This window comes from Cellulomonas triticagri (assembly GCF_003696205.1).
Lineage (GTDB): Bacteria > Actinomycetota > Actinomycetes > Actinomycetales > Cellulomonadaceae > Cellulomonas > Cellulomonas triticagri.
On sequence record NZ_RFFI01000019.1, the window covers coordinates 1 to 26,147 of the forward strand.

Sequence of the window (26,147 nt, forward strand, 5' to 3'; positions counted from 1 at the left end):
CGCCGTCGCGGCGCGCCGCCGGGCCGGCAACGCCCACGTGGGCGACGACCTGCCGAGCCTCGGCGGGCGCCTGGCCCGGCGTCGCGCGGCGTGGGGGCGGCTGCGGGCCGGGATGTGGGGACCGGTCGGTGTCGCGACTCCTGTGCACGTGACCTCGGCGGCGCGGATCGGGGTGCTGACGAGCTTCTGCGTGCCGCAGGCCTCGGCGATCCCCGGCCCGGTGATCGGGCTCGAGGTCACCACGCGGGCGCCGTTCACGTTCGACCCCTGGGGGGTTTACCCGCACCTGGCCACGTCCCCGTGCATGCTGATCTGTGGGCTGCAGGGCTCGGGCAAGTCCTTCGGCACGAAGGTCACCATGGCCCGCCTGGTCGAAGATCTGGGCCGGCAGGTCATCGTGTCCTCCGACCCGAACGGCGAGTGGTCCGCCCTCGCCGAGGGCTTCGACGGGCAGGTCATCCACCTCGGTCCGGGCACGGGCACCGTGATCTGCCCCCTCGACGAAGGCCACCGCCCTGCGCAGGTCGCACCCGAGGACTGGCGGCGCGCGGTCGACCTGCGCCGGTCCCAGGCGCTGGAGTCCATCGCGTCGATCCTGCGCTCCGGGGCGCTGGACGACGAAGAGCGCACCGTGCTGGACACCGCCGTCGAGCACATGGCCACCGGCGCCCTGACCCCCACGATCGCCGCCCTCGTCGACTGGCTCGACGACCCGCCCACCGAGCTGACCGACCGCGCCGGGACCGACGCCCCGCGGCGGATGTCGCTGGTGTTCACCCGGTTGACCCGCGGCCCCATGGCCGGGATGTTCGACCACCACTCGACCACCGCCCTGGACCCCGCGGCGCCGATGATCGCGATCAACACCAGCGGCCTGGGCGGCGCCGGCGACACCGTCCGGCAGATCGCCGCGGCGTGCACCTCGGCGTGGATCGACACCACCCTGCGCGGGCGCGACGGGCGCTGGCGGGTCGTGGTCTGCGAAGAAGGCTGGGACGAGCTGCGGAACCCCGCCCAGGCGCAGGCCATGGACGACCGGATCCGCCTGGCCGGGCACCTGCGGTGCGCGTCGGTGCTGATCATTCACGAGCTGAAGGACGTCGAGATCTTCGGGCAGGCCGGGTCCGCGCACCGGGGCCTGGTCGAACGGGTGCTGTCCAAGTGCGCGATCAAGGTCCTGTACCGGCAGTCCTCGGACTGCATGGATGCCGTCCACCGCATCGCCAAGCCCACCTCCACGGCCGCCGAGCTGCTGCTCACCCTCCCGCAGGGCCAGGGCATTTGGTGCATCGGCACCACCACTCCCATGTGGGTGCAACCCCTGGCGGGTCCCACGCTGGCCGCCCTGATCAACACCGACGCCGGAAGGACCGGACGATGACCCACCACCTCGCCCCCGCCACCCGCACGCGAGACCTCCAGCAGATCGGGGCGCGCGACCGCCACCTCGTCCTCGAGATCGAGGAGGTCCACACGCTCGCAGGCCCGGAGCACCGCCGGGGGCGGGACATCGTCGAGGTGTGGTGCCGCGTCGGGCGCCGGCCGGCGTCGCGGCGCCTCGCGGAGCTCCTCGACGACGTCGCGCCCGCAGGCGTCGACCCGAGCGACGGGTGGCCCCGGTGAGCCCCGCCCGCCCGCACACCGGCGCCGAGCCCGACGACATCGAACCGCCCCCGCCCATCGCCCGGCCCGCAGCCACCGGCGGCGCAGACGGCGTCCGGAAGGCCGCACGGGTGCTGGGTGTCGGTGTGGGTGCTGCGCGCACGGCCGCGCGCCGCTACCTGCCGGTCTACCGGTGGGCCGCCGAGCTGTCCGACACCACCATCGCCGCGGCCGTGGTCGCGGGGTGGGGCGTGTGGCTGCTCGGTGGGCTGCTGGTGGTCGTGGCCCGACTGCCCGGCTCCGCGCTGGTCGGCGCGGTGCTGGCCGTCGGGCTGCTGGCAGGCGACGCCGCGCTGGTGTCGTGGTGGATGGGCTACCGGCGCGCCGGCGCCCGGCTGCGCCACGAGATCCTCGCCCGAACCCAGATCGCCGCAGGGCGCGAGCTAGCCGACTCCCCGCTGGCCGGCGCGCAGGTCGCCGCCCTCGGCCAGCAGATCCGCCCCACCCTCGCCGCTGGCCTGGCCAGCGGTGTCGGCGTGGTGCGAGTGCCGGCCGCGGTCGGACCGAGTGGGACGGCGCGGCCGCTGCGCCCCGGAACCCTGCCCGACTGCCCCGTTTTCACCAGCGGGCCGACGGCTGCCGCGGGGCGGGCGGTGGGTCGTGGGTAGCCGGTGGCTGGCCTCGTTGCGGGTGCTGGGCAACGCCGGTCCCGCCCGCGCGGCTCGCACCCGCCGTGGCGTCGCCGTGCGCCGTGCGGCCCGTCCCGCCAAGCAGCCCACGACCGCGAACCAGAGCACGTCGACGCGAGGAGCACCGTGATGGACGCGAAGACCGCAACCCGGCTCGGTCAGCTCGCCCGGGCCGTCGCCGGACCCCAGGTCGGACAGGTTCGAGATCCCGGCGCGCTGGTCCCCGGGCGGGTGGCGCTTCCGCTCGGGGTCTCGCGCAGCGTGCCGCTGTGGGTGTCGTTGGAGCGGTGCGTGTACGTCTTGGGCGCTGCCCGCTCGGGCAAGGGCACGCTGGTGGTGGTGCCGTTCATCCTGGCCGCCCCGGGCGCCGTGGTGACCACGAGCACCCGGACGGACAACCTGCGCCTCACTGCGGCGTGCCGGGCGCGGATGGGGCCGGTGGAGGTGTTCAACCTCGACGGCGTCGGGGATCTGCCGCACACCGTGAACTGGGCGCCCCTGGAAGGCTGCGCCGACCCTGCGGTCGCTCAGCGCCGGGCACGGACGTTGGTCGCCGCGACGGGGATGTCCGGGGAGAACGCCCCCTGGGCGACCACCTCGGCGTCGATCGTGCAGGCGCTGCTGCACGCCGCGGCGCTGGAGGGCCGCACGATCGCCGACGTCTACACCTGGTCGCGGTCTCCGGCCAAGGCCGACGAGGCCATGCGCATCCTGGAGACCCGAGGGCTCGGCGACGCCTGGCACCTGACGATCGCGCAGGTCCGCGAGGAGGACCCGCGGATGCGGGCGAACAAGTGGTTCGGGGTCGACAACGCGTTCGCCGGGCTGGCCGTGAAGTCCGTGCGCGACCGCCTCGTGCCCACCCCCGCTGCCGCGTTCGACACGAGCGCGTTCCTCGCCCGGTCAGGCACCTGCTACATGCTCGCGCGCGGCGCCGACGCGAACTCCGGCGCCGGCGCGGGGACCGTCGGGGCCTCCACGGCGGGGACGGTGGGTGGCTTCTACTCGCTGTTCCTGGACCACGTCACCGAGACGGCCCGCCAGCTCTCCCAGACCTCGCTCGGGGGGCGCCTGGATCCGCCGCTGACGATCGTGGCCGACGAGCTCGCGCACATCGACCCCTGGCCCGCTGCGGTGCGCATGTCCGCCGCCGGTGGTGGTGAGGGCATCCAGCTGGTCATGGTGTTCCAGTCCCGCAACCAGGCCGCGGCCGCCTACGGGCAGCACGCCGAGGCGACGATGTGGGACAACGCGACCAACGTCATCCTCGGCGGCGGGAAGTCCGAGGACTACCTGGGCGCCCTGTCCCGCTCGCTCGGCGAGCACGAGCAGACCCGCACCCGCACGTCGTTCTCCAGCCGCGACCTGTTCGGTCGGGACACCTCCGTGGACGCTGAGTGGCGCCCCGCGGTGTCCGTCGACGAGCTGCGGCGCCTGCCCGTGGGAACCGCCCTGGTGATCCAGGACCGGACTCGGCCGATCCTGACCGACCTCACCCCGTACTGGCACGGCCCCCACGCGCCGTGCACCACCGCCTCGGCCGACTGGCACGCCGCCCACCCTGGGCACGTCCTGACGTCCCGGCAGGTGCCCGCATGACCCACTACGACGACCACGACCGGGACGAGTACGACGACGTCGAGCCGCCGCCGGCGGACCCGGGCGACCGGGCCGACCTCGAGGACCTGCTCGCCGAGCCGGCCAGCCCCGCCCCGCGACCGCGCTCCGGCCGAAAAGGTACGGCTGGTCCCGGCGTCGACCCGGTGGAGCGGCGGCTGGTGCTGCTCACGGAGTTCTGGGGACACGGCGACCCCGGGGTGTTCGCCTGGATGGACGCCGACCCCGCCACCCGCCACGCCGCCCTGATCCGCTTGGCGCGGTTCGTCGAGTGGGTGATCTCGACGTTCGAGGTCCGGGAGATCAAGCCCTGCTGGACCGCGCACCCCTCGGTGGTGGTCGAGCTGTGGGCCCTGGAGCGCCTGCACCACGCCACCCACGTCACCAACGCCGACGACGGCGCCGCGCCCGTCGTGTTCTACAACCAGCTGCCGGTCACCCGCGCCCGGCTGCGCACCGACACCGGCATGGACGCCTGCACCACCACCGACCACACCGTCCCCGTCCGCGAACTCGCCGACCGGGTCGCCGCCCGACGAGCGACCTACGACACGACCGAACGCTGGACGGCGACCTGGGCCTGGCCGAGCGTCGACGACGCCGGCGAGTCCGTCGTACCACCACCTCACGCCCAAGGACCACGCCCATGAACCAGCCCCCCATCCACGGCGAGGACGTGGTCGACGCCGAAGTCGTCCCCGACACCCCAGACAGCGTCGCCCCGGACGCGCCGTGCGACGTGACCACGACCGACACGACCATGGACACGACCGGCGGCGACGTCGCGGAGGGCGGGTTGGCGGCCCAGCTCGCCGCCGGACGCGCCGCGCTGAGCGCCGCCCAGGACACGGCAGCCAAGCCGCGCCGCGGGCTGGGGCGCAAGCCCCGCCGCCCCCGGCCCGGGCCCCCAACCGCCACCGACACGGACGCACCGGGTCCGGTGAACCCCGGCACGCGATCCAACCCCGCCGCGGCGGCCGTCACCCCCGATGCCCCCGCAGTGCCCCGGCCGGAGCCGGCTGTGGCACCCGAGGCCCACCAGCCCCCGGCGCCGGACCTGCAGCGAGGGCCCGCGCCCGTGTCCGCCGCGGTGCCAGACACTCGCCGCGTCGACGCCGCCCCGACCTTCGACACCGCACCGGGGCCCGAGGCGGCACCGCCGGAGATGATCGACACCCCCGAGATGACCGGTAACGGGGGGCCGTCCGACGACGTGGACGGCGCTGGTGGCCTGGACGTGGTCGACCTGGTCGCAGGTCTGGCCGAACGGACCCGCGTCGCCGAGGCAGCCACCGCGACCGCCCGCGCCGACGCGCAGGTCTGGCGGGAGCAGGTCCAGGCCGCCCGCGCCGAGGCCGCCGAGACGCGAACCGCCCTCGACGCGGCGCTGGCTGACGTCGAGCGAGCGCGCGCCGAGACTGCCTGTGCCCACGCGCAGGCGGCTGCCGCGCGCGACCGGCTCGCCGAGCTGACGGCGGCCATCACCCAGCACGCCACCACCACGAAGCGCCCCACCCCGCCCACCGGATCCGCGATTCCCGACGGCCCCGAGGTACCCGGCCCGTGTGACGGCGCCGCGTGCGTCGACCCCGGCGACGAAACGGGCGCGGGCGAGGTCGACCCGCAGCGCGAGCCCGGTGGCGACGAGCACCGCCAGGCCCTCGAGGCCAGCGCGGGCGAGGCTCCCAGTGGTCGGGGGCCGCGGCGAGGCCGGGTCGCGATGGGCGTCGCCGCCGTGGTCGTCGTGGTGACGTGCGTGGCAGTGGTGCTGTGGCCTCGCACCGCGACCGAGTCCACCGCGGTGCTGCGCCCGACCGCGACCACCGCCCCGCCGTCCCCGACACCGACGCCGACTCCCAGCGAGGTGTCGGACGACGACGTCACCGACCCCTCGGCCGAGGCTGAGGCGGAAGCCGCGGCGCAGGCGCAGGCCGACCAGGCTGCCGCCGACGCCCGAGCCGCGGCCGAGCAGCAGGCACGGGCCGAGCGCCGGGCCGCGGCGGACGAGCAAGCCGCCGCCGCTGCTGCCGCGCGGGCGGCCGAGCAGCAGGTCTCTGCCGATCAGCAGTCGTCCGCCGCGCGGTCGGCGGCGGGTGACCAGCAGCCTGTCACCCGGCCGCAGGCGCCGGCCGCTCGGGCGAGCACCTCCCAGACCGTGACCTGTACGGGCGCGGCGTCGGTGACGTTCACCGCCACCGGCGGTGGCACCGTCGAGCTGTCCGCCGGCGGGCAGCACGCCACCGTGCCCGGGACGGCGACCCTGACCGTGAGCACCGGGCCGGGTGCGGTGACCGCCTCGGCGTCGGCCGAGCAGTCGGTGTCGATCGCGCACACCTGGGCTGCCGCGGGCGGCACCTGCGCGTGAACCGCGCCCTGAGCTCAGCGGCGGCGCGGTCGTGCTGAGTCCAAGCCGGTAGGACGCGGGGAAGGGCGGCGCGAGGTTCCCTAGGCTCCCCAGCCGATCGCGTCGCGTCCCCGCGTCCTACCTCTGTTCGAGCCCGCTCACCCGGGGCCAGTGGTGCCGGGCCCGGCTCCGGGCCCCGGACGACCGTGGCCGGTGCGCACCGCGTCCAGCCACGGCCGCGCGCCCGGCGACGCGGTCGGGTCGGGCCCGCTGCCCGCGTCGGCGTCGGGTGGGTTGAGCAGCGCGTCGATGCGGGCGAGGTCGGCGCGCGCCTCGCCCAGCTCGCGGGCGTACTTGAACCCGCCGGCGGCGGCTTGCTCGACGTGGTCGAGGTCGCGGTGGGCGGTGGCGATCTCGGTGCGGACCGTCTCAGCGAGGGCGGGCAGCCGCTCGATGCGGTTCTCGATCTGCCGGACCAGGCCGATGCCCTCACCGGCAGCGGTCTCGACGTCGACGCGCCAGGTGGTGCGCGGGACCCCGGCGAGCTGGAACAGGAACCCTGGCTCGCGCAGGGTGAGCGCGCCGGTGCGGGGCGCGACGGCCGCGGTGATGGTGTGCCCGCCGACCTCGCAGACCACCCCGAGCGGGCGGTCGTTGAAGGTGTGGCTGACTGTCGCTCCGGCGTGGGCGTTCACCCACTGCCGCAACGCGGCCGCGGCGTCCGCGCGGGCGGTGTGCCGGGTCGCGCCGGTGGTCAGCGCGAACTGCTCGCCGGCCGTCGACGTCGCGCGTTGCACAGCGGCGCTCAGGACGGGCAGGTCGGCCTCGGCGGTGGCGAGCAGGGCGCTGGTGCGTTGGCGGTCGCGGCTCAGGTGGACCTGGTTGCGGTGGTACGCGCGCTCCAGCCGCTCGTACTTCGTGACGGCCTGCAGCGCCTTCTCGCGCTCCATGACCAGTGGGTTGCCTGAGGCGAGGGCCTTGACCTCGGCGAACGAGAGGGCGGAGTCGCCGATGTCCTCGATCTCGCGTACGTCCAGGCGCCCGCGCATGACCTGGGCGATGAACTTCGCCTTGCGTTCGACGGTCTGCCAGGAGTACGCGTCGAAGGACCGTTCGGTGACCCACCGGTAGATCTCGATCTGCGGGTTCTGGTTGCCCTGGCGCAGGATCCGCCCGTCGCGCTGCTCGAGGTCGGCAGGTCGCCACGGGCAGTCCAGGTGGTGCAGGGCGATGGCCCGGGTCTGGACGTTGGTGCCGACGCCCATCTTCTGGGTGGAGCCGACCAGCACCGAGACGTGCCCGGCGCGCGCGGCGGCGAACAGGCGGGCCTTGTCGGCGTCCTTGGCGGCCTCGTGGATGAACCGCACCTGCTCGCGCGGCATCCCTCGACGCACCAGCTGGTCGCGCAGCTCGTCGTAGACGTTCCAGTTCGCCGACGGGGTGCCCAGATCGCAGAACACGATCTGCAGCGCGCCCGGGACCGGGGCCTGGTCCCCGGTGGTCGGGTCGGCGTAGACGCGGTCGCGGTTGGTCGACCAGATCGCGTGGATGCGGTCGGCCGCGGACTCGACCTTGTTGTCCTCGGTGCGGGCTCCCGCGGCCAGGCGCAGGTCGAGGGCGGCCTTGCGGCCGTCGGTGGTGATCTTCAGCATGTTGTCTTCTGCCGGGTCGACCAGGCGGGCCTGGACTTCGTCGGCACGCTTGCCGAGCCAGCCCACGTACTCCAGGAGCTCGTCCGAGGGCGGCAGGATCATCGTGCGCGGCCCGCGTGTCCCGTCGGGTCGCTCCGCGATGAGCGGCCGGTCGAGGTTGAGGTCGGCGGCGGTCTTGACGTCGGCGAACGTGTGCCAGGTGCGCAGCATCTCCGGGACGTTCTGGAACCGCGCGAACCGGGACTTCTGCTTGTACCCGCCGGTCACGGACATCTCGATCTCGGTGACGACCTGCCCGAAGGTCGCAGCCCAGGCGTCGAACTCCTGCACCCCGGCCGCGCGCAGCAGGTCCGGGCGCATGAGCCGGGTCATCACGTGGGCCTCGGTGACGCTGTTCGCGATCGGGGTCGCGGTCGCGCCGGTCACGACGCGCTCGCCGTGGCGGGCGCGCAGGTACTCCAGCTTCATGTGCAGGTCGGTGGCTCGTTGGGACCCAGCGATCGCGGCGTCAGGGATGTTGGAGACGGTCATCAGGTTCTTGAAGTCGTGGAGCTCGTCGACCACGACGTAGTCGATGCCGGTCTCCTCGAACGTGATGCCCGGGTCTTGCGGGGAGTCCAGGCGAGCACGGACCCTCTCCTCGATCGCGGCGACGCGCTTCTCCAGGCGCTTGACCGTCCCGGAGCCCTTCTCCTCGGCCAGGCGCTCGAGCATGGCCCGCACGCCAGCCATCTCGGTGCTCATGTACTCGGCCTCGGTGGCGCGGGACACCGGGATGCGTTCGAACGCGCCACGGGTCATGAGGATCGCGTCCCAGTCGCCGGTCGCGGCCCGCGCGACGAACCTGCGGCGGCCGTCGCCGGCGAGGTCCTCACCGGAGGCCGCCAGGAGCCGGGCGCTGGGGTAGAGCTGGAGCCACTCGCGGGTGAACTGTTCGAGCATGTGGTTCGGGAGGTTGACGACCGGCTTGTTCACCAACCCCAGGCGACGCAGCTCCATGACGCCCATGGCCATCTCGGCGGTCTTGCCCGCACCGACCTCGTGGAACAGCCCGACGGCGGGCTCGGCGATCATCCGCGCGACGGCGGTGCGCTGGTGGGGGCGCGGGGTGAACGTCTCGACCAGTCCCGGCAGGGTCAGCCGCTGGCCCTGCTCGGTGTAGTCCCGCAGCACCAGGGCGTTGAACTGGCGGTTGTAGACCCCCGCCAGGCGCGCAGCACGCTCAGGGTCCTCCCACACCCACTCCGCGAACCGCTCCTGCAGAGCGCCGGCCTTCTCCCGGGCCGCTTCGGTCTCGGTCGGGTTCAGCACCCGACCGCCGTCCTCGGTCGGGTCGGTGACCTGCACCTGACGCTGCTCCAGGACCGCCTTCAGGATCACCGGCGCCGACATGCGGGCGGTGCCCCACTCGCTGGTCGCCTGGATCGAGTGGGTGCGGGCCTTGACCTCCCAGATCGCCCCTCCGGCGTGGATCACCCGCGCCTCGGGGTCGCCCATGATGTCGCGGACGAACTCGGAGTGCGTGTCGGCGTCGATCCACGCCGCGCCGAGCCGGGCGGAGATCTCGTCGACGCCGAGCGGGGTCGGGACGACCTCCTGCAGGGCGCGCACGTTCACCGCATACCGCTGGTCGGACTCGGCGGCCGTGCGCGCGTCGTCGAGCTTGTCCAGGACGTTGCCCGACAGGTACTCCGCGGCCGGGACGATCCGCCCGGGCGCGACCGGGTCGTCGTACACCAACGTCGCGAGCCGGGCGCGCGCCTCGCCCTGCTCGACGCCGAGCAGCGAGGCGATGTGCGCCAGGTCCGCGCGCCCGAGCGCCTCGACGCTGACCGCCAGCGCCTCGTCGGCGTCCTCGACGCCCAGCACCGTGGCGCGCGGCACCACCACCCGCTGGCGCAGCAGCTGCGCCGGCGCTGCGGTGCCCGTGGCGTCGTCGTAGGACTCCAGAGCCATCACCAGCGCGCTGAACGGGTCCCTGCGGAACGTGTTCATCACCGGTGGGCGCACCCGCGCCAGCCGCGGCTGCCCGGTCTGCGGATCGACCTTGCCGGTGCTGCGGGTCGTCGAGCGGTTCAACGGCCCGTAGCGCGCCACGTACGCGGTGTACCGGACGTGCAGGGCACGCCGAGCGGCGGTCAGGTCCTCGGTGTCGTCCAGGGACGCCGACTCCATCGCCAGCAGGTCACGCGCGCCGTCGCGCAGCGCGAGCAGCGCACGCAGCTCGCCCGCCCGCGTGCCGGGCACGACCAGCGGCTCGTGCACGCCGTCGACCAGGGTCGTGAACGACCCGTCGTCGCCCGCGCTGATGTGCCCCTCCCACAGGCCCTCCTCGGCCCGCGCAACCCGGGCCGTGACCGCGGGTGCCTCGGTCGCGGGTGCAGGCGGGGACCAGGTCAGGTGCTGGCTACGGCCGCGCTCGACGACCTCACCCAAGGCTCGCTCCAGCACCTCGGGCAGCGCGTCGAGGTCGGCGACGACGGACAGCGTCTCCTCGCCGTACATCCCGTGGCCGAGGCGGTAGTCCCCGAGGACGTGCTCGGGGTGGTCCAGGAAGTAGTTGTTCGTGCGGACCGTGTGCCCGTCGACCTGGTGCGCCCCGACGGTCTCCCAGACCTCGTCCCGCACCACCGCGCCGTCCTGTCGACGCCGCAGCACGAGCAGGTCGGTGACGACCTCGGTACCCGCCGCCCGGCGGTGCGCCCCCGCCGGCAGCCGCACCGCACCGACCAGGTCACCCAGCGCGTTCATCTCGCGGCGCGCGGCGGGGTTGACCTGGTCCATCGTGAACCGCGACGTCAACGCCACCACCAGCCCACCCGGGCGAGTCAGCGCCAACGACTTGATCAGGAAGTGGTTGTGCATCGCGTGCCCGCCCCGGTTGTGCACCGGGTCGTGCAACCGGACCTCGGCGAACGGCACGTTGCCCACCACCGCGTCGAAGAACCCACCCGGACGCCGGGTCTCGGTGAACGACTGCGCGTGCACCTGGGCGTGCGGGTACAACGCCGCCGCGATCCCCGCGGACACCGGGTCGAGCTCCACCCCGGTCATCTGCGCGCCGTGCGGCGCCATCCCGATGAACGTCCCCGCCCCGCACCCCGGCTCCAGCACCTGCCCACCGGTGAAGCCGAGATCGCCCAGCACGCCCCAGAGCGCCCGCACGTACACCGGGTCGGTGTAGTGCGCGTTGATCGTCGTGCGCCGCGCCGCGCCGTACTCCGCCTCGCTCAGCAGCCCGCGCAACTCCTCGCGCGCGGCGGCCCATTCCTGACGCGCCTCGTCGAACACCCCGGGCACCGCACCCCACGCCGACCACCGCGCCAGCACCCGCTGCTCGGCTGCCGACGCCGCACGGCGCTCGCCCTGCAGGTCGCGCAGCACCCGCAACGCAGCGAGGTTCGCCGCCACCCGCGCACGTTGCCCCGACGGCGCCAGGTCGTCCTGGCTCTCGGGCCGGAACCGGCCCGAGACGATCAGCCGCGCGCCCGCGCCACCATCCGGTGCGCGTCCAGCACCGCCGTCCCGATCTGCGAGGGCTCCTCCACCGGGTCGCTCTCCGGGCCGATCGAGAACACCAGCTCGTCCATCGCCGCCTCGACTGCCTGCGACCTCGCCGCGTTCAACCGGCCCACCTTGCTCAGGTACCCCTCGCCCGGCACGTCCGGTCCCGCCATCGACGCCGACAGCTCGCTCACCCGCGCCTCGATCTGCTGCGCCAGGTCCGCGAAGAACGCCGTCGGGTCGTCCATCTCCGCCAGCTCCACCGGCCGCTGCTCCTGCCACCACATCCGCGCCGTGCTCGCGTACCCGCTCATCACTGACCTCCTCCAGCTGCCCCCACAGATCCAGTACGCCCTGACCCTCGACCCGGACGCTCCTACGACGTGCCGCCACCAGCAGACCCTCACGCTCGCGGCTCCCCACGACCGAACCTACCCGCGCCCACCCACTCAAACCCCGCCCCGGACAGCCTGGTCACAGCGACGACGGCCTCGCCTCGACGGCATTTCCGGCGTCCGGGACGTTAGTCGCTGGCTGGTGTCTGTGCCGACCGGTACTTTCACGATCAGCCGCAGTCCCTTCACCCGTACGGGTGATCCGAACGAGGCGACGGAGCACCGTGATGCGCACCCACCCCCACGACACGACCCCGACCGCGGCGAGCAGCGACGCCCTGCGTCCCGAGGTCGACGCCGACCGGTCGCGGTGGCGACGACGGCTCACCCGGCCGCGGCTGGCCGCGATGGTCGCGGCCGTCCTCGTCCTCGGGCTCGGTGGCACGCTCGGCGGGGTGCAGGCGGCGAAGGCGTCGACCCAGCGCAACGCCGTCGCGGCCCACGACCAGGCCGCCACAGCCCTGACCGCCGCGCTCGACGAGGCGAACGCCGCCGCCGACGAGGCCAGCGAGGTGACCGGCCTGGGTGAGCAGGTCACCGACCCCGACACGATCACCGCCCTGACCCAGGCGCTCGAGGTCGTCGCCGACCTGGACGCCGCACCGGACACCGGTCAGGACGCACCGTGGCGGACCTGGACCGCGCCCGACCTCGACGTCGCCACCGCGGACCTCACCACTCGCACCACCGACGCCGAAGCCGCAGCGCAGGGCGTGCGGGACGCAGCCGAGGCGGTGCGCGCCTCCCACACCGCCTGGGTCCTGGACACCGCACACGCCACCTGGTCGACCACCCACGACGCCCTCACCGAGGCGGTCGCCTCCGCACAGACCCTGCTCGCGGACTCCGACGGCCGGGTCGCGGACGCCCAGACCCGCTTCGACCTCACCGACGCCATCGTCAACGCCACCACGACCCTCGACGCCGGGACGGACGAGACCGACGCCGATGCCCTGGACCAGGCCACCGCCGCCCTGGGCGAGGCGCGGGGCCCTCTGGACGCCGCGACCGCGGCTGTGACCGCCTCGGTCGCGGCGTGGCAGGCCGAGCAGGACCGCCTCGCCGCCGAGGCCGCCGCGGCGGCGCAGCGCTCCACCACCAGCTCCGGCGGCGGGAGCAAGTCGACCGGCGGCGGGTCGTCCTCGAAGGGCAACAACTCGGGGTCGTCCTCGAGCGGTAACCGCAGCACCGGAAGCAACAACGGAGGTAGCGGGACCAGCAAGGGCGGCGGGTCGAACACCCCCGCACCCCAGCAGGACAACCGCAGCACCTGGGAAGACTTCACCGGTGTACCCGGTGATCGGGGCTGTGACGGTACGAGCAGCAACGGGGATGTCTGGCTCTGCTGACTGGCTGGGCCCTCTTCGAGCGATGCCCTCGACCCCTTTGGGTCGGGGGCATCCGTCGTGTCTGGGCGATATCGCCTGGGGCGGGCGCGCGGGTGCGCCACGGGTTGTGGGGTGAGCCGCTGGTTGGCGGCTCGTCCTGCAGCTGGTGGAGGTTGGCATGTCTCGTGCGTGGTCGTGGTGGCCGGGGTGGAAGGGCCGGAGATCGGACGTCCGGGTGCGGTCGGGTCGCTCGGGTCCGCCGGTGCGGTCGGGCCCGGTGCGGCGCAAGGTCGCCTCGGTCGCCACGGCGACGGCGCTGAGTCTGGGTCTGCTCGCCGGTGCGGGCGGCCCCGCGGTCGCCGGGGACGGTGGCCGGGTGTCGGCCGGTCAGGCGATCGCCGGCGGCACCGCCGCGGGGGACGGGTGGCGCATCACGGGGGTGACGTCGACGGGTGCGGCGTTCCTGGGTCCGCTGCACGATCCGACGGGCTCGGGTGAATGGGTGTGGTGCATCAACTTCGGACTGGCGGTGCCGGCCGGGTCGGTGTCGGTGCAGAGTGTCTCGGACGCGAACTCGGCGGCGATGGCGTGGCTGCTGCAGCGTCTGCAGCACGACCCGGGTTCCCTGGGTGTCGGAGACCGGGGTCTGTCGAACGCGGCCGGCTCCTACCTGGTCCACATGCACTACGAGGAGGGCAACAAGGCCGCAGTGTCCGCCGAGGCCCGCAAGGGTGCGCTCGCCGCGGCCGCGTGGCCGGCTCTGACCGCGGAAGCAGACCGTCTCTGGGACCTCGCGACCGCGAACGCCAACCTCACCGCGACGACCGAGGTCCAGACCTACCGCGTCGGCCAGCGCACCGGCGTCGTCACCAACATCGGCATCCAGAACCGCCGAGGCGAGTGGATTCCCGGGATCGACTTCACCAGCACGCTGACCACCGGTGCGGTGTGGGACACGAACGGCAATGGCATCGCCGACCCGGGCGAGTCTGCGGTCTACAGCGGGGTGACGACGAACGGGCCGATCACCCTGCCGTGGGTTGCCACCCCCGGTGTGCACGACGTGCACGCGAACACGCGCTATCCCATGACGCAGGCAACTCTCGAAGCTCTTCGTGCGGGAGCCGGGATTCAGGACAGCATCCGGCGTGGTCCGGACGATCCGCAGATCCTGGAGTCGGCGGGCGTGCGGTTTCGCGCGGTGGGGTCGTTCCAGCCGGTGGTCACGACGCGGGTCGTGCAGGAGGTCGTGGATGCCGGGCAGGGTGTGCCGGACCGGGTGACCTTCGCCGCGAAGGCTGGTGAGCAGTGGATCGCGGGGACGCGGGTGTGCGCGGACGGGGTGCTGTACGGGCCGTACGCCTCGGAGCAGCCGGCGTCGAACCAGGTCCCGGCGGGTGCGCCGGTGGCGGGTCGTGCGTCGGCGTGCGCGTCCGAGCCGTCGACGGTGGTCGCGGGGTCGCAGGTCGTGGCGCCGAACTCGGGCGTGTACACGTGGGTGTGGTCGATCTCGCGGTCGGCGCAGGCCCAGCCCGAGCTGATCACGGGCGACTACACGGACGGGTTCTTCACCGCGGGGGAGACGTCGTACGCACGGCTGCGGATGGGGCTGTCGTCTGCGGTGGCCTCGCACACGCAGGTGATGTCGAAGGGTCAGACGGTCGTGGACTCGTTCACGATCGCCCCTGTCGAGGCGGGTGACCTGTGGCTGGCGCCGGAGGGGGTGCCGGTGGAGGTCCCGATGATCGCGGAGATCTCGACCCCGGTGTCCGAAGAGGGCCTGGAGGTGGCAGGGGTGTCGCAGGCGATCCGGTTCACGGCGTCGCAGTTCGGGACGTACACCACGGGCACGGACGAGGTTCCGGCGTTCGCGTCGACGGGCCTGTCGGGTGCGTACTCGGTGCGTCTGAGCGTGGACACCGCGGCGCTGTCGGAGCGGACCCGGTTCTGGCTGGACGAGGCGTACCACGACGCGACGGACGGTTGGTGGGCGCCGGACGAGACGTTCGTGGTGCGGATGGCTCCGGAGATCTCCACGCAGGTCGCCGAGCGGTTCTTCGACCAGGAGTCGTGGGACGCCCCGGCGGAGTTCGTCGTGGTCGACCACGTCACGGCGTGGCTGCGCGATGCCGGGGACGTGTGGCTGACCCAGGGCGGGGTGCCGGTGGGTATCCCGGCGGACAACACGTTCTGGGGGATGTTCGACCAGCCCATGGCGCCGGCCCCGCTGTCGGTCGCGCCCGCGGGACACGAGATCGGCACCGAGCGGGTGGTGTTCACCGAGCCCGGCACGCTGTCCACCGCGGGTGAGACCCGCACGACGGGTGTGGGGTTCGGGACCTGGACGACCGTCGTCGAGGGTGACCCGCTGTGGTTCGAGCCGTTCGAGTCGCGGTTCTTCGAGGAGTCCGAGACCGTCTCGGTGCGACGGGCGGTCAAGCACTCCTCGATCGTGCGGGAGTACTCGGTCGACGGCGGTGACCTGGCGTTCGACACCGTGACCAACGCGCGGCTGTCGCCGACGGCCGGGCTGTTCGACGGTCTGGGCGGGTGGGCGCCGGACGCGCAGGCCGCGACGATGAGCCTGTACGCGATCGACCGCGAGCCGGACACCACCGAGGTGCCGGACGATGCGGTGCTGATCTGGACCTGCGACTACGCCGACCTGATCCGCAACGGCACGTACGAGATCGGGTGGGGCGCCAAGGGTGACTGCGACCGGGTGGACATCCCCGAGCCGCTGTACCCGGACGGCACGTGGTACGTGTTCGTGTACGACCACCCCGGTGACGACCGGCACGTGCCCTACACGAGCCCGTTCGACGACCTGCGCGAGCGCATGTTCGACAAGACCGTCCCCCCGCCGCCCCCGGTCGAGCCCGAGCCCGGCATCCCGGCACTGGTCACGCAGGCGGTGGTCGTGGCCGACGACACCGGGAACGCCACGAGCATCCCGGTCGCGAGGGACTCGACGTACGACGTCATCCGGATTGTGGCTGGCGAGGGTGAGCAGTTCCCGCCCGGGTCGACGGCGGTGTCCGAACTGTACTTCGCCCCCGACGGGCAGCCGCTGGTGTGCAACCCGACGCAGTCGGTGTTCGTCTCCGAGGTGATCGAGCTCCTCGAAGACGTGCAGGAGTACGTCACGGACTCCTTCACCACCGCGGCGGGTCTTGCGGGGACGTACGGGTGGGTGGAGTCCGCCCACGACGCGGGCGGCGCCTTGCTGTCGCGTGGCGTGTGCGGGGAGCCTGCCGAGACGTTCGACGTGATCTCGGTCTCGACGACCCTGGGTCACGAGGACACCAACGGCGACGGCCTGGCCGGCGCCGGCGACGAGCTCTGGGACGACATCCACCTCGTCGGAGCAATCGGCGACGGCGTGCAGGTCGAGCTGACGTCCACCGTCTACCAGGTCGACGCAGCCGACGTGACCTGGGGCGACGCAGCGATCAACACCGGGGCGGGGAACATCACCGTCAACCCGGACGTCTGCACGCCCGATGCGGTGTTCACCGAGCTGACGGTCGCCGAGGAGGTCACCGGGCCCGGCACCTACGCCACGGACCGGTTCACCGTGCCGGAGGCCGGTGACCTGGTCGTCGGCGGTCTGACGATGGTCGAGACCGCGACGCTCACCACCGACGACGGGTCCGAGACCCGCACCGTGACGGGGGAGTGCGGGGCGCCGGAGGAGTCCGTCGGCCCGGTGTACTTCGGCGCCGGATCGACCGCCGCGTCGGTGGGGGCCGGTGGTGGGGACGCCCTGGCCCGCACCGGGGTGGAGCGCCTGGCCTGGATGCTCGCCGCCGCGGTTCTCCTGGCCGCCGCCGGAGGGACTGTCGCGCGGGCGGCCGAGCGTCGCAAGCACGCAGCGCAGGACGCGGCCGCGACCTGACGCACACGGGGTCGGCCCGCCCTGGCGTGGGTGGGCCGGCCCCGACGCCCGGCCGACGCGGGGCCGTGGCGCCGCCGCTCCTGACGACCTGCCGACGTCGTGGGCAGCCGCGCCGAGCACGCCGTGCGAGGCGCCCTGCCCCGTGCGACGTCAACCACCTGGTGCTGGAGGTGTCCCTCGTGCAGTTGACGCTGCCCGCCGTGATCGGGCTTGCGAACGTTCCGGCGCTGGCGTGGCTCGCGGTCGTCGTCGTGCTGGCGGCGGCTGTTGGCGCCAGGCGCCGCGGCCGCAAGGGCCGCCGTGATCCGGCGCGGTGGTTCGACACCGGCGCCCGTGCCGCGGGCCGGGCGCTGGCCGGGGGCAGGTGCGAGTACCCGGCGCGGTGGCGGCCGTGGCGACGCTGCACCAGCGCCGCGCAGCAGGCCGATCACTTCTACCCCTGGGCCCGCGGTGGCGCGACGTCGATGCGCAACCTCGTGGCCGCCTGCACGGCGCACAACCAGACCAAGGGCGGCGCGTGGCCGAGCTGGTGGCTGCGCGCGGTGATCACCCGCCGGCGATGCGCGTACTTCCCGCCCGGTAGACCGCGACGTCCCGGGCAGCGCTACCAGCCCCGATGACCCTGCGCCCCGGCGCGTGCCCGCGGGTCGGGGCCTTCCCACACGACCTGCGGCGCCCGGGCCTGCGGGGCACCCAGCACGACGGACGAGAGGCGAACAACGATGGATCCTGAAGCGAAGACCACGGCTGCGAGCACCCAGGGTCACGGACGGCGTGCGCCGAGCGTGCGCGACCTGCGCCGCGAGCTGAGGGCCGGGCAGCGCGACCTGGCCGAGCTCGTCGCGGACGCGTTGGCGTTCTCTGTGACCGCCACCGGCCTCCAGGGGATGCTGCAGCGCGCGGCGGCGGCGCGGGCCGCGCTGATCGCGCACGCGGAGGCCGAGGACGCCGCCTACCTCGCCGCCGCCGGGACCGGCCATGAGCCGTACGTGCCCGAGCCGTTCGCCGCGCGTCTGGTCGCGGACGCCGAGGGCGACCTCGCCGCGGTGCTCGCCGACCCGTACGACCTGCTCGCCCAGCAACTCATGAAGGTCCAGGGCCACGAGTTCGGTGAGGTCCTGGTCAACGACGAGGACGGGCCACGCTACGAGTGGGCCTCCGCTGACGTCGAGGACATCGCTGCGGCGCGAACGGTGCTCGACCAGGTCGGTGACCTACTCGAGGAGCGACACGGCGTACCCGGGGCGAACCCTGGGCCTGCCCCGGATGTGGCTGGTCTGGCGGAGCGGGCCCGCGACGGCGCCCTGCCGGAGCCCGGCACCTCGTACCCGGTGCGCGGGTACGAGGTGCTGCTGCGCGCCCGCGGGGCCGGCCCTGGTGCTCCGGTCCACGCGGTGCCGGTGGTCTCGTGGGACGCCGGCGCGGCCGCGAAGGCCGTCGAGGACGTCATGACCGACGACGAGATCTCCACCTGGGAGCACGCCGGGGTCAACCACGCCCGAGCGCCGTGGGCCGGCGCGCCGGACTCCACGGACCCGCGGATGCAGCGCGGCCCCGACCTTGAGACTGGACCCGAGCGCGGGCCGGGGGAGGAGGCGGTCCCCGGCGGGTCGGGGGTGCTGGTGGACTTGACCGCGCCCCCGCTCGCAGCGCTGGCGCCGCCGAGCCCGCAGGTCGCGGAGCTGGTCGCGGACATGCGTGACGGCGGGCACGGCGTGCGCGTCGAGGACCTGGTGGCCGAGATGTTCTCCCGCCCGGCCCGGGTGGTGTTCACCTGGCACCCCGCGGCCAGCGAGCTGGCGTACCGGGCGGTGGCCGAGGACATGTGCGGCCCGGAGCCGACCTCGTGGCAGGGGCCGGAGGGGTACGTGCAGGCCACGGACCTGCTGCACGCCGGCTACGTGCTGCCTGACCTCTCCCGCGACCCCGACGTGCTCGCCCGGGCTGCCGTGGCCAGGCAGGTCGCGGACGACATGTACTCCGCCGCCTACCCGCGGGACGCGCTCGAGCCCGACCGAGGTCCTGAATCCGAGGCGGAGCCGGAGCGGGTGCGGGTGTACTCCGCGCCGCACTGCCCGCAGTGCGCGGCCACCGTGCGGACGCTGACCAAGGCCGGGGTGCCGTTCGACAAGATCGACCTCGGCGACCTGGACGACGGCGAACGTGCCCGCGTCACCGCCGGGCACACGACCGCCCCGGTGGTCGTGGCTCCGGGGGTGGGGACCTGGTCCGGGCACCGCCCCACCCGCCTGGAAGCGCTCACCGCCCAGCACGCCACCAAACCGTCCGCCGGTGGACCGGGCGGCCCGGCATGACCCCCACCGATCACCGGTGGCCGCCGAACGACCCGGTTGGGGCGGCGGTGACCACCGGCGCGCCGGCAGTCGAGCCCTCCGCGGGTGTGGAGCGGTGGCGGCCCGCCGTCGACGACCCGGTCGTCGTGGCGCGGTTCGTCGGGTTCGTTCACCGGAGCCCGGGTTGCTGGTGGTGGACCGGGGCGCTGTCCAGCTGCGGGCATGGCCGGTTCTGGGTCCGCGCGGGGCTGGTGGTGATCGCCCACCGGTTCGCCTACGCGCTCGCCCACCCGGACGCTGCCCTGCCGGAGGTACTGGCGCACACCTGTGATGAGTCGTCGTGCCAGAAGCCCGCGCACCTGGCCCCGAGCGACCCGGACGACAACCGCGCGCAGTGGGTCGCGCGTCGCTCCACCCCAGGTAGTCCACTGCGCGACACCAGGGGTGCCCGAGGGCGCGCCGCGGCGGTGCGTGCCGCGCTGCGAACGGGAGGCGACGCGTCCGCGTCCGCAGCGGCGGGAGCCCCGGCGGTGGATGCCGGGCAGGGCTCTCTGTGGTGACTGGCAGCCGTGACCCCGACGCCGGGCCGGCCCCGGCCTCGGGCGCGGGGCGGGTGTGCGCGAACCCGGTGTGCACGCAGGTGCTGGCCTCGCACCGGCGCCCCGACGCTCGGTACTGCACTCAGGCGTGCCGAGACCGGGCTCGCTCAGCCCGCTACCGGCAGACGCGTGCCGCAGCCAGAGCCCTGGCCGGGCCCGCGAGCGGTGCCGGTGGCCCGGAACCGGCCGGGTCGCGCACGTGCGCGAACCCGGCGTGTGGTGCGAGATTCGCGCCCGGCAAGCGGGCCGACGCGGTGTTCTGCGACCGCTCCTGCGGGGCCCGCGCGCGGGCGGTCGAGCGCCGCGCGGCCAAGGCGGCCGCAGCACGCGGCGAGCACGCCCAGCGCCTCGCAGTGGCGCTGTCCGCGCGGTTGCCGCGCACGTCGGCGCAGATCACGGCGGTCCGAGACCGCATCGAGGCAGCCGACGCGCGCGCCGCGGCGCTGGAGACCGAGTTGGACCGGGTGCGGGTCGACGCGCGGCGCCTCGCCCGCCTGGCCCGGTACCTGTTCCTGGCGACCGGCGCGCCCGGGTTCTCCCGCCCCGGGGTGCAGGCGGTCCTCGGGACCTACCTGACCGCGGCGGACCGCCGCACCGTCCCCGAGGGGTTCGCGCAGGCCGACCTCGCTGCGCTGATCCCCGACCTCGGCGTCGCGGACGGTGGTGCCTGATGGCGATGAGCATCACGGTGATGCGGTCGGTGGCCTACCTGCTGGACACCTGCCAGACGCCCGACGGGCCAGCCGGCGGCCCCGTGGCGTACTTCACCCAGGACGGCACGTGGCCCGGACGGTGGGGAGGCGCCGGGCTGTCCGCGGTCGGCCTGAGCGCGGGGACGCGCGTCGACCCCGGGCAGGCCACCGCGCTGCTGGAGCACGGTGCCCACCCGATCACCGGCGAGGCGCTCGGGCGCCCCCGGCTTGCCGGCGACGCGGCCGCGTCGGGCACAGCGGTGGGGGCGTTCGACCTGACGTTCACGATCCCGAAGTCGGTGTCGGTGCTGTGGGCCGTGGCCGACGCTGACACCCGCCAAGCCATCTGGGACGCCCACCACGCCGCGATCGACGCCGCGGTGGACTGGGCCAGTGCGCAGGTCCTGCGCACCCGCTCTGGGCGCGGCGGAGTCGCGGTCGAGGCCACGCGCGGGATGCTGTACGCGGCGTTCGACCACTTCGAGTCCCGAGACGGCGACCCCCACCTGCACACCCACGTCGCCCTGGCGAACAGGGTGCAGCGCGCCCGCGACGGCGCGTGGCGGACCGTGGACGGCAAGTCGCTGCTGCGCGGCGCGGTCGCGGTCTCCGAGCACCACGAGAACCTCCTGCTGGACCTGCTGCACGAACGCCTCGGGCTGCAGTTCACCGAACGTGCCCGGCCACGCGCCACCTCGAAGGCGGTCGTGCTCGACGTCGCCGGGATCGGGGCGGACGTGGTGGCTGCGTTCAGCTCCCGGGACAAGGCCGTCTCGGCGCGGCTGGACGAGCTCTGCCAGGCATGGTCCGCCGAGCACGGCGGCGCGGCGCCGCCCCGTCGGGTGGTGGACTCGCTGAAGCTCGCGGCCTGGGCCGCGACCCGCGCCCCGAAGAAGACGATCCCGGACTCGCTGTCCGACCTGACCACCCGGTGGCGCCGCGAGCTCGCGACACTCGGCACCGACCCACGCGGCCTGGTCACGGCGTGCATCGGGCACCCGGTCCGGCAGGTCGCCGTCGCCCGCATCAGCAGCGACCCCGAGGTCGTCGTCGAGCTGGCGCGCTTGGTGCTCGCCGCGCAGGCCTCCACCGACCGCGAGAAGGTCAGCCCCGACCAGGTGCCGGGTCACGAGGTCGCCGACTACCTCGCGGCCGCCGCGGCGGGGGCAGCCGACGCCGCCGCCCTCGCCGAGGTCCGGGGCGCCGCCGAGGGGTCGGGTGACGGGGTGGTCGAGCAGGTCAGCGGACACCTCGGGGCGATCGTGCACGCCCGGCTGGCCGCGGGTTCCTCGACCTGGACCGCGGCGGGCGCGTTCGCGGCCGCCGCCCGCCTGACGCGGTCGCTGCGCACCGACCCCGCCCAGCGCGCGGCGCTGACCGACGTGGTCGCCAGCGCGGCGCTGAAGATGTGCGTCCCGCTCACCGCGCAGCGCTACCGCCTCCCACCGAACGCCACGAACCTTGTCGCGGTCGGCGGGGCGTCGGTGTTCGACGATCCCGGGGCGCGGGTGTTCACCTCCCGGGTCGTCCTAGACGCCGAGGCGGCCGTCCACGACGCCGCCACCACGGCGCTGCCGCGGCAGGCGACCGGCGCGCTGGACCCCGACCACGCACGGGCAGCCCTGGCGGCCTACACGCCGGGGCAGGGGCGGACGCTCGCCGCCGACCAGGTCGCGGCCGTCGCGCACCTGGCCTGCGCGCCACCACGGGTCGCCGCGATGGTCGGCGCCGCCGGCACCGGCAAGACCACCTCGTTGCGCGCACTGCGGGACCTGTGGGCCGACGCCCACGGCGAAGGGCGGGTGCTGGCGCTCGCGCCGTCGGCTCGGGCCGCGTCCGTGCTGCGCGGCGAGCTGGACGGCGTCGACGCGATGACCGTGGCCGGATTCCTGACCGCGACCACCCCCGCAGCGAAGGCCGACCGGACACGGTGGATCGCCCGCTGCCGCACCCGCGCCCACGCGGCCCGCAACGTCGCCTCGCGCGCGCGCGCGGGACGCGCGCTGGCCGCGGCCCTGGCGCAGGACGCCTCGGTTACCGTGCGCCCAGGGTCCCTGGTGATCGTGGACGAGGCCGCGATGGCCACCACCGCCGACCTCGCAGCGGTCCTGGCCGAGGTCGAATCCGCCGGAGCACGCATGGTCCTGGTCGGAGACCCCGCCCAGCTCGACGCGGTCGGCGCCGGCGGGATCCTGGGCCGGTTGGACCGCACCGGCCTGGCCGCGCGCCTGACCTCGATCTTCCGATTCACCGACCGCTGGCAGGCAACCGCGTCCACCCGACTGCGCGCCGGCGACACCACCGTGGTCGCGCCCTGCACGCACACCCAGCCGCACCAGGCGGCAGGCCCGTGCTCGTACGACGACGCCGGGTGGGTGCACGAGGGCCACGACTCCGAGGTGTCCGAAGGCGCCTACGCCGCCACCCAGAGCGCCCTGGCCGCCGGGCGGGACGCGGTCCTGCTGGTGGCGACGAACGCCGACCTGTTCGAGCTGAACACCCGCGCCACGCTGGAACGCCGCGCAGCCGGGACCGTCGACACCAGCCGCCTGGTACCCCTACGTGCGGGCGCGGACGCCGGGGTCGGTGACCTGGTGGTGACTCGCCGCAACGAGGCGAAGATCACCGACTCCACCGGGGCCCGCATCGAGAACGGGCAGCTGCTGCGCGTGGAGAAGATCACCGACGACGGCCGAGCGATCTGTCGACGCACCGGCACGCCCGGCACCGACGCGCGCGCGGCGCGGGTCACGTTGCCAGCGACCTACCTGGCCGAGGACGTGGAGCTGGGCTACGCGCTGACCGCGCACCGGGCGCAGGGCATCACTGTGGACGAGGCGCACCTGGTGATCCCGTACGGAGCGCGGATGACCCGCGAGCTGATCTACGTCGCGATGACCCGCGCCCGCGGCGCGAACCATGTCTGGACCGGCCTGCCGGACGCCGACCAGCTGCGCGCCGAGCACACCCCCGCCTACACCCGCGACGAGAACGGGGACATGGTCCCCGTCCAGCCCACGGCGACGGACGTCCTGGCTCGCGCGCTGACCGCCACACGGGCGCAGACCACCGCCCACGAGACCGCCGCAGCCGAGACCGAACGCACGAGCTCGCTAGCACTGCTCGCCGCCGAGCACGCGCACCTGGTGCACCTGGCCGCCGAAGAACAGCTGCGCGATCTCATCACCGACCTGCACGGAACTGACCACGCCGCCGCCTACTGGGCCGACGAGGGACCATGGCAGGCGCTGGTCGCCACCTTCGCCCGCGCCCACGCGCTGCACCCCGAGCGCACCACCCGACTGCTCGCCCTGCCCCACCACCGCGACGTCGACCCCGCCCAAGGCGAACTCGACCTGTTCGGCCCAGCCCCAGCACCAGGCGCGCCGGCGTCCCGGCGGACCCACCCAGCGGGGACGGGCGCGCAGGACCACGCGCTCGACAGCACAGCCCCGACGGCACCCACCGCGCACGACCTGAACCTGGACCTCGCCCTGGACGAGAGCCTGGCCTCCAGCGGCCCAGTCACCGGGCGCCCACAGGGCGACACCGAGATCGCCGACGGCGCGGGTGGCGGCCCGCACACGCCGGACGACACGACCACGGCGGCTCCGGACGAGCAGGGAGCGCGGGGTGCGGCGCTGCTGGCTCACTGGACGCTGAACGCCGCCATCGTGAACCCCCACCTGGCCGGGGGAGCTCCGCCCGGGTGGGTCACCGGACTGACGCCACCCATCGGCGCCGGGCCCTCGGACGTGGTGGACCTCGCCCACCAGGCTCAAGCCCTCATCGCCGCGCGGCAGAAGAACCTTGCCCGACAGGTCATCTGCAGCACCCCGCCCGGCTGGGTGGACCTGCTGCCGGCGTGCCCGGAGGCCGCCCTCGACCCAGACGGCGCGGCCGCCTGGCAGGACGTGGCCACGCAGGTGGCCGCCTACCGCGACACCTTCACCATCGAGACCCCCGACCCCCTCGGCCCTGAACCCGAGCCCGGGTTCCAGTCCCGTGCCCGGGCCCTGGTCGCCACCGCGATCGACCAGCTCACCACTCGGAAGCCCGCACGCCCGCCCGCGCCATGGAACCCACCGCTGGACCCGCACGCCGACCCCGACCACGACTGGGCCGAACCCGAGGAGGTCAGCGCGCCGACCCGCGCCGAGGCACGCCAACGCGCACCGTGGTGGACCGAGCACGACCGCGCCGAGCCGGCCGACGCCAGCGATGCCGACCTCCTCGACGGCGACGTCGACGAACCGACCTGGTGGGAACCGGCCTACACCCTTCCCGCCGCCGCCCGACGAGCCAGCACCACCCCACGCGACGTCGACCTCGCGGTCGACGTCGACGACCTGCTCCGGCTCGCCGCGGTCAACACCGCCGCACTGGACTACTGGACCTCCTGTGCACAAGACCCCAAGTCCTGGGTCCCCGCGTACCTCGCCAACCGCGCCCTGGACACCGCGGTCACCCCGGCGCATGCCCCACCCGGATGGACCAGCACCTACAACCACCTGCGCGCACACGGGTTCACCGACGCTGATCTGCTCGACGCGGGCCTGGCGACCCGCACCCGCCAAGGCACCCTGGTCGACCGGTTCCGCGACCGCGCCGTGATCCCCATCCACGACCAGACCGGACGCATCGCAGGATTCACCGCCCGCGCCAACCCCCACGACACAGACCCGCGCACCGCGAAGTACCTCAACACCCCCACCACCGCCCTGTTCGACAAGTCCACCCTCCTGGCCGGCCTCACCCCCAGGGCGCGAGCCGCCCTGGCCGCCGGAGCAGTACCCGTCATCGTCGAGGGCGCCCTGGACGCCGCGGCCGTCACCGCCGCCGGACGCGGAACCCTGGTGGGCGTCGCACCCTGCGGAACCGCCCTCACCACCGCCCAGCTCACCACCCTCGCCACCGCACGCGAAGGACACACCGGCGCCGTCGTGCTCGGGTTCGACGACGACACCGCCGGACACTCCGCGACCGCCCGAACATGGGACCTCCTCGACCCCCGAGACGCGACCACCGCCCGGTCCGCGCAGTGGAACGGCCACAAGGACCCCGCCGCCCTCGCCGCCCAAGCCGACTCCGACGCGGTACTCACCGCGATCACCAACGCCCAACCGCTCGTCACCTCCGTCATCGAGGAACGACTGCGCGAACACGACCTGAGCACCGCGGAGGGTCGCGTGTGGGCCGCACGCACCGCGGCGGCCACAGCTGTGGCGACCCTCGAGCCCGAGACCATGGACGCCGCCGGACAGGCACTGCGCGCAGCCCTAACAAGCGCCGGAATCGAGACCGACACCGCGAAAGCGATCTGGGACCGAGCCCACACCGAGGCCCTCGTTGCCTACTCGCAGGCCGCCGACCACCGACCCGACGACGTAGCCACGACCGTGACGAACCTGCCCCCGAGGCACCCGCACGCCGGGGCCAGCGGTCCCGCACCGCTCTGAGTGCTACCCAAGGCAGCGGCGAAGCGCGTTGGAGTTCGCGGCAGAGGACCGTGGGCCGGTCGCGATCGCCCCGA

14 protein-coding genes are annotated in these 26,147 nt (G+C 74.2%); 12 read left to right on the forward strand and 2 right to left on the reverse strand.

Annotated elements, in window-relative coordinates; translation table 11 throughout:
• From EBM89_RS21050 to EBM89_RS22415, 6 genes are all read left to right on the forward strand, one after another.
• The coding region (locus EBM89_RS21050) for a putative type IV secretion/conjugal transfer ATPase (protein WP_122148398.1) at window positions 1-1,381 on the forward strand (1,381 nt) is incomplete at its 5' end.
• On the forward strand, window positions 1,378-1,623 hold the full coding sequence (locus tag EBM89_RS05175) for a hypothetical protein (RefSeq protein ID WP_122148399.1): 246 nt from the start codon (window positions 1,378-1,380) through the stop codon (window positions 1,621-1,623). The genes EBM89_RS21050 and EBM89_RS05175, both read left to right, overlap by 4 nt.
• Window positions 1,620-2,270, forward strand: coding sequence for a hypothetical protein (locus EBM89_RS05180; protein ID WP_147463452.1), 651 nt, complete (start codon window positions 1,620-1,622; stop codon window positions 2,268-2,270). The genes EBM89_RS05175 and EBM89_RS05180 overlap by 4 nt, the downstream gene beginning before the upstream one ends.
• 150 nt (window positions 2,271-2,420) lie before the next feature.
• Complete coding sequence (locus EBM89_RS05185; protein ID WP_122148401.1) at window positions 2,421-3,890, forward strand: type IV secretory system conjugative DNA transfer family protein; 1,470 nt, start codon at window positions 2,421-2,423, stop codon at window positions 3,888-3,890.
• Complete coding sequence (locus EBM89_RS05190; RefSeq protein ID WP_122148402.1) at window positions 3,887-4,558, forward strand: hypothetical protein; 672 nt, start codon at window positions 3,887-3,889, stop codon at window positions 4,556-4,558. The genes EBM89_RS05185 and EBM89_RS05190 overlap by 4 nt, the downstream gene beginning before the upstream one ends.
• Window positions 4,555-6,273, forward strand: coding sequence for a hypothetical protein (locus tag EBM89_RS22415; protein ID WP_158609515.1), 1,719 nt, complete (start codon window positions 4,555-4,557; stop codon window positions 6,271-6,273). Before EBM89_RS05190 ends, EBM89_RS22415 begins: the two co-directional genes overlap by 4 nt.
• A 137-nt stretch (window positions 6,274-6,410) precedes the next feature.
• On the opposite strand, the gene EBM89_RS05200 is transcribed toward EBM89_RS22415, so the two are convergent.
• Together EBM89_RS05200 and EBM89_RS05205 are read right to left on the reverse strand one after the other, a co-directional pair.
• Window positions 6,411-11,315: a helicase-like domain-containing protein gene (locus EBM89_RS05200; RefSeq protein ID WP_122148403.1), complete on the reverse strand. Its 4,905-nt coding sequence runs from the start codon at window positions 11,313-11,315 to the stop codon at window positions 6,411-6,413.
• Between the two features lie 65 nt (window positions 11,316-11,380).
• Window positions 11,381-11,722 (reverse strand): TnpV protein, encoded by a 342-nt coding sequence (locus EBM89_RS05205; RefSeq protein WP_122148404.1) that lies wholly within the window; start codon window positions 11,720-11,722, stop codon window positions 11,381-11,383.
• 308 nt (window positions 11,723-12,030) lie between these two features.
• Between EBM89_RS05205 and EBM89_RS05210 the strand changes: the two genes are divergently transcribed.
• The 6 genes from EBM89_RS05210 (at window position 12,031) to mobF (ending at window position 26,073) form a co-directional block, all read left to right on the forward strand.
• Entirely contained in the window at window positions 12,031-13,152 is a 1,122-nt protein-coding gene (locus EBM89_RS05210; RefSeq protein ID WP_122148405.1) for a hypothetical protein, read from the forward strand.
• Between the two features lie 256 nt (window positions 13,153-13,408).
• Window positions 13,409-17,029 (forward strand): hypothetical protein, encoded by a 3,621-nt coding sequence (locus tag EBM89_RS05215; protein ID WP_147463453.1) that lies wholly within the window; start codon window positions 13,409-13,411, stop codon window positions 17,027-17,029.
• Window positions 17,030-17,208: 179 nt separating this feature from the next.
• Window positions 17,209-17,649: an HNH endonuclease gene (locus tag EBM89_RS05220; RefSeq protein ID WP_147463454.1), complete on the forward strand. Its 441-nt coding sequence runs from the start codon at window positions 17,209-17,211 to the stop codon at window positions 17,647-17,649.
• Window positions 17,650-17,814: 165 nt separating this feature from the next.
• The gene (locus tag EBM89_RS22010; RefSeq protein WP_233571552.1) at window positions 17,815-19,344 is read left to right on the forward strand and encodes a glutaredoxin family protein; all 1,530 of its coding nucleotides are present in this window, start codon (window positions 17,815-17,817) and stop codon (window positions 19,342-19,344) included.
• 832 nt (window positions 19,345-20,176) lie between these two features.
• On the forward strand, window positions 20,177-20,593 hold the full coding sequence (locus EBM89_RS05235; protein WP_122148409.1) for a hypothetical protein: 417 nt from the start codon (window positions 20,177-20,179) through the stop codon (window positions 20,591-20,593).
• Complete coding sequence (gene mobF / locus EBM89_RS05240) at window positions 20,593-26,073, forward strand: MobF family relaxase (protein WP_122148410.1); 5,481 nt, start codon at window positions 20,593-20,595, stop codon at window positions 26,071-26,073. The genes EBM89_RS05235 and mobF overlap by 1 nt, the downstream gene beginning before the upstream one ends.
• The last annotated feature ends 74 nt before the right edge of the window (window positions 26,074-26,147 follow it).

Coding starts and splice junctions, on each gene's coding strand:
- EBM89_RS05175 (WP_122148399.1), top strand. CDS start 1,378: ATGACCCACCACCTCGCCCCCGCCACCCGCACGCGAGACCTCCAGCAG.
- EBM89_RS05185 (WP_122148401.1), top strand. CDS start 2,421: ATGGACGCGAAGACCGCAACCCGGCTCGGTCAGCTCGCCCGGGCCGTC.
- EBM89_RS05190 (WP_122148402.1), top strand. CDS start 3,887: ATGACCCACTACGACGACCACGACCGGGACGAGTACGACGACGTCGAG.
- EBM89_RS22415 (WP_158609515.1), top strand. CDS start 4,555: ATGAACCAGCCCCCCATCCACGGCGAGGACGTGGTCGACGCCGAAGTC.
- EBM89_RS05205 (WP_122148404.1), bottom strand. CDS start 11,722: ATGAGCGGGTACGCGAGCACGGCGCGGATGTGGTGGCAGGAGCAGCGG.
- EBM89_RS05210 (WP_122148405.1), top strand. CDS start 12,031: ATGCGCACCCACCCCCACGACACGACCCCGACCGCGGCGAGCAGCGAC.
- mobF (WP_122148410.1), top strand. CDS start 20,593: ATGGCGATGAGCATCACGGTGATGCGGTCGGTGGCCTACCTGCTGGAC.